This is a genomic window from Protofrankia sp. Cj5, from assembly GCF_917627405.1.
In the GTDB taxonomy this organism is placed as follows: Bacteria; Actinomycetota; Actinomycetes; order Frankiales; family Frankiaceae; genus Protofrankia.
The window spans coordinates 3,958-9,096 of sequence record NZ_CAKJTO010000117.1 but is presented as its reverse complement, the minus strand read 5'-3'; the positions used below and the strand labels follow the sequence as shown (position 1 = coordinate 9,096).

1 protein-coding gene and 1 pseudogene are annotated in these 5,139 nt (G+C 70.4%); one reads left to right on the top strand and one right to left on the bottom strand.

Annotation, left to right across the window (positions count from 1 at the left end; translation table 11 throughout):
* On the bottom strand, positions 1-4,345 hold a 4,345-nt coding region (locus MJ777_RS19450), incomplete at its 3' end, for a pentapeptide repeat-containing protein (RefSeq protein WP_239377364.1).
* Between the two features lie 321 nt (positions 4,346-4,666).
* On the opposite strand from MJ777_RS19450, the pseudogene MJ777_RS19445 reads away from it, so the two are divergent.
* A pseudogene (locus MJ777_RS19445) lies at positions 4,667-5,139 on the top strand (ATP-binding protein); the annotation flags it as partial.

Sequence of the window (5,139 nt, the reverse complement as noted above, 5' to 3'; positions counted from 1 at the left end):
CGGTGCGGTCGTCACCCCCGGAGGCGATCATGGTTCCGTCTGGGGAGAACCCCACCGACCACACCGGGCCGGTGTGGCTGGTCAGGGTGCGCAGCTCACGGCCGGTCGCGGTGTCCCACAACCGGACCGTGCCATCACCTCCCCCGGAGGCGATCATGGTGGCGTCCGGGGAGAAGGCGACCGCGTACTGCGGTGAGGACGCCGACCGCAGCATCACCTGCGCGGGATCCCGCCCAGCCACCGCCGCCACGGCCAGCTCGGGCGCGTCCCGGGCCGAACCGAGGCGCCCACCGAGAACCCCTGCCCGTGACCATCGGCTACCCATCAGTACCGCGCCGGTCAGATCCGTGTCGACCAAGCGCGCACCACGGAGATCCACGCCGGTCAGGTCCGCCCCGGCGAGCCCGGCGCCGGTCACCCGCGCGCCCCGCATCGACGCGCCCACCAGGTCCAGCCCAGGCAGCGTCCCACCGATGACCTGGATGCCGTCGAGGTCGGCCCCACGGGCGATCAGCCCGTCGGCGCTGACCTTGCGGACCGTCGCCCCGGTCAGTTTCGCTCCAGTCAGGTCCGCACCGGACAGCGCGGTCGCGTCCAGAAAGGCTCCGGTGAGCACCGCATCCCGCAGATCGGCATCCCGCAGATCGGCACGGTCGAGCCGAGCGTCAGTCAGATTCGCCTCCCGCAGATCGGCACCGCGCAGGTCTCGGCCGGAGAGGTCCTGCCCGGCGAGATCGGTGCCGGCCAGCTTCGCTCCCATCCGCAGCCTGATACCTAGCCGCCGCGCCACCACCACCGCGTTCGCCTTCGCGACCGCGGGTGCGTCCGCGGTGTCGACGCTGTCCTGCGCCCACCGAGCTGCCGTGTCCCGGCCGGCCAGATCGGCGAAGAAATCCGCCATCAGCTCCGACATCTCCCGGGCCGCGAGCAGGTTACTGGCTTCGCCGGCCACCGCACTCTGTTCTGTGAGCTGGCGGGCGATGTCGGCGGCGACCAGGTACTCCATCACCGACCAGTGAATGAAGGAGAACCGGCCGTCGCTGTCCCGGCGCAGGGCCGTCCCCGAACCGAGGAGATGCGCAGCCTCGGCCGGGGTCAGACCACGCGGGTCCCGCATCGACCGGAGCACCTCGGCGGCGATCTCGGTCAGCCTGGTCACCTCGATGAACGCCTCGCCGTCGCGCCACATCGCCACGGCCAGTTCGGTGACAGCGGCCTTCCGTTCGTCGACCGTGAGCTCCGGTGAGCGTGTGTGCTCGTAGTCCAGCCACTGGCCGACCAGCTCCCGGTACAGGTCAGCCGCGGTCACCGTGCCGCCACGCTGGCGCGCCGCCTCCAACCGCGTCTCCGCCAGCTCGGCGATGAACGTCAACAGCCGCGGGTTACGTGCCAGATCGGGGAGGTCCCGCACCTCCTGGATCAGTTCGAGGCGGGCTGTTGCCCGTTGGTGTGCTTCCGCGCGGCGGGCGTCCGGGTCGGGCACCTTCACCGACAGCGTGCGAGTGAAGCGGCTGACCAGGAAGTCATGGATCTGTTCGGGGGTGAACTCCGTCAGCCGGACGATGTGCTGGCCGAACGTCCGCTCGACCTTCTCCCCGGTCTTTTTCAACACCTCGTCGTCGGTGAGGAAGAACTCGGCCCGGCTTGTCACAACGATCTTCGCCCGGCTGGCGGACGCCGCCGGGCTGCCGGCATCGGAGCCGCTCCGGTTATCGAGGGCCGCCAGGATGGTGTCGAGGTGTGCGCTCGCGCGTTCGTAGGTGACGCGGGCGGCGAGTTCGTCGAAACCATCAAAAATCAGTATCAGCCGGCCGTGCGCCAGCATGTAGCGAAAGGCGTCGAGGTCGGGCCGGCGGACCTGGGAGCCCACCAAGTGCTGGGCGACGAGCCGGTCGATCTCGAGGGACTTCTCCAGGTGCCGCAGCTCGATGAGCATCGGGTCGACATGCGGCAGGTGGTGGGGTAACTCCAGAGCGAGCTCGTGGGTCAGGAAGGTCTTGCCGTGCCCGGAGTCACCGAGCACGAGGATGAACCGGGCCTCGTCGGTGGTCAGCCATTCGACGATCTGATCGAGGGCGGTGCCGGTTACCGCGCCGCCGGTCGCGGCGGCCGTACGGTCGACCCGCCGGATGTGCTGCTGTACGTACAGCTCGGGTGGGTAGTCCCGGTCAGTGCGCAGCCGGTCGCTCTGCCGGCCGACGTAGCCGCGCAGGTCCAGCACCCCCTGGTACTCGGGCATGCTCAGCAGCCGCACCCCGCGCCGCTCGGCGTGGGCAACCAGCTTCGGCGTGGCCTGCGTCCCACCGGCGTAGACGAGATCGGCGAACACAACGGTGAAGGTGGCCAGGTACGGCGCCAGGACTGTCGTGGCGAACGTGTCGACCGCCGCCGCATCCACCGTGCCGTCGGTCGGGCCGCCGTCGACCAGGCCGACGACCCGTTGCTCGATGACACGGCCCTCGGCGCGGCGGATGAGCAGGTGGGCGGGGAGTTTGCCGGATGCCTCGATTCGCGTGACCGTCGCGTCCGGGTGGCGCAGCCGGGCCACCTCGGCGACGTCGTCCAGCCTGTCGGGCGGCCGCCGCGGCGACCCGGGCGACCCGTCGGTATGGCCGCCGCCGTCCATACCCCGGCCATGCTGTCCGCGCCGGTGTGGGCCTGCCTCGCCCTCGGTGTCGTCATCGGCGTCGGGAAGCGGGGGCTGTGCTGGGAAGGCCGCGTGCACCGACCGGAACGCGCTCGGTGTGCGTACCGACCAGGAGTCACCGGCTGGATCGACCCGCAGGTCACCCGTCCACCGTTTCTGGTCCGGCTCATAGCGGCGGGCATACCGGGTGAACCCGCCCCGGTCGATGCGGAGCAGCTGGTACTGGTTGGGCACCTCAGCCGGGCGGGCCTGCGCGCCGACCGCCGCGCTGCCGGTGGCGACGACCGGCAACGTGGACTGCGACAGCCAGCTGGCCTGGCCGTCGTGGGTGTGGCCGTGCAGCAGCAGGTTCAGGTGCGGGCCGAGGATGCGGTCCAGGTCGTCGGCGTCACGCAGGTTCTCGTCATCCGAGGTGGCGCCCCGGATCGGGTTGTGGTGCACCGCGCCGATCCGCAGCCAGCCGTCCCGCTCGTAGCGGCCCAGCGCCTCGGCGACAGTCCGGAGCTGGTGTTCCCCGAGCCAGCCGTAGTGCTCTTCGTGTGTTTCGGCCATCGTCGAGTTCAGCCCGGCCACGACAATCTTGTGGTCGGGGATCTCGACCAGTGACCATTCCGCGCCGACAGCGAAGCCGATCACGGTGTCGACACCGTAGAACCGCCGCAGCAGGGCGTCGAAGAATTTCCACTTCGGCCAGTACGGCGGTTCCGGCCGCCGCTTGTGCGCCTGCTCCTGAATGAAGTGGGCTTGGCAGAGCAGCCGGTTGACGTCGTGGTTGCCGGGGATGACCACGAACCGGTTCCGGTCGAGTTCCAGGCGCTCCGCCAGCGCGACGAGAAAGTCGTACGCCTGGTCGAACTCGCCCTCGTCGCCGGTCTCGGCCAGGTCGCCGGTGACCACGACGAGGTCCGGCCGCAGGCCGTCGACCTCGGCCCGGTCCCGCAGGTCGTCGTGCAAACGGCCGAACAGCGACGAGTGGGCGCGGTCGGCCTCGGTCAGCCCGGCCCGGCCGAACACATGATGCGTCCCGAACTGGGTGTCGGAGATGTGCAGCACCGTGACGGCCGGCTCCGTGGGCGTCGCGGTGCTGCCCGTCGCGGTCCTGCCCGTCGCGGGGCTGACCGGGGCCGTCCCAGCGGGGGCTGCCGGTTGGTCATCCGACCCCGGGAATGCGGGTCGTGCGGCCGTGCCGGGGAACGGCGGGGTGACGGCGGGCTTGGCCCGGCCTTCGATGGACGCGGTGATCCCCGCGAGCAGCGTGTCGGCGGCGGTCGTCTCGTCGTGGCCGACCAGATCGATGTAGGTGGTTGAGCGCAGCAGCCCGGTGGGCTCGCACGGTGCGACCCGGACTGGCACGATCCGGCGCTTGCGCCCCTCGGGGTCATCTGGCCAGATCGCCAACCACTCGGCGTTGCCGGACCGGGATTCGGTCAGGTAGGTGGCGGAGGACAGGATGGGCACCACCCGGGCCGAGGCCGGCAGCGTGCGGTGCATGCTGGCCGCCCAGTTCATGCCCGGGACGAGGTCCCACGCCTGCACGAACACCCGCGCCGACCGCGCGCCGAACCGCACCCGGGCCTCAAGCTGCCACGCGATCCACTGTGCCCAGGCGGCGTCCACGCCGGTGTAGCTGACGAAGAAGTCGTAGTCACCGCCGTCATCGGACGCCGCTGTGTCGGTTAGCTCGCCCCCGTCAACCATGGGTAAAGAATGTCACGATACGCGCCCGCCACGGTCGTGGGGCGTGGCCAGCAGGCGTTGCGGCCGTTCGGACTTGGCAGCCCAGCCGAAACGGACGGAGAACGGACGTCGTCCGGCGAGGTCCAGCGTGCACCAAGGGTTTCTCACCATGGATGCGGCAACCGTCACGGAGTCGCCGTGTCCGTTCGGCCGGGGTCTGCGCCCGGGGCGTCTGGCGGGGCATACAGGGGGCGCAGGGCACGCAGGGCACACGGTGGGGCACGTGGCGCACCGTAGAGTGGCGGGGACGGTTGTCGTCCGATGTCGCGGGGGTTCTGGCTCATGGGGCGCAGGTTCAACACGGCGGGGCCGTGTCTGCCTCCGTACCATTACATGGTTCCGGCGTTGGGGCGGCTGCCCGAGGCACCCGATCTGGTCGCCCAGCTGGGCTATTTTGTGGTGCATGCGCCGCGGCAGACGGGGAAGACGACCACGCTGCGGGCGCTCGCGGACGAGCTGACCGCTGGCGGCGGGTATGCGGCGCTGCACTTTTCCTGTGAGGTTGGCGAGGCCCTCGGTGATGATCTCGGCGCCGCGCAGCGCGGTATCCTCCAGAGGATCCGAGACCATGCCGACATTGCGTTGCCACTGGACCTGCGTCCGCCGCCTTGGCCGGACGTGCCCGATGCGAGTTTGTTCGCGTCGGCGCTTACCACGTGGGCGCGGGTCTGTCCGCGGCCGTTGGTGCTGTTCTTCGATGAGATCGACGCGTTGCGCGGTGCGAGTCTGATCAGCGTGCTACGCCAGTTGCGGGA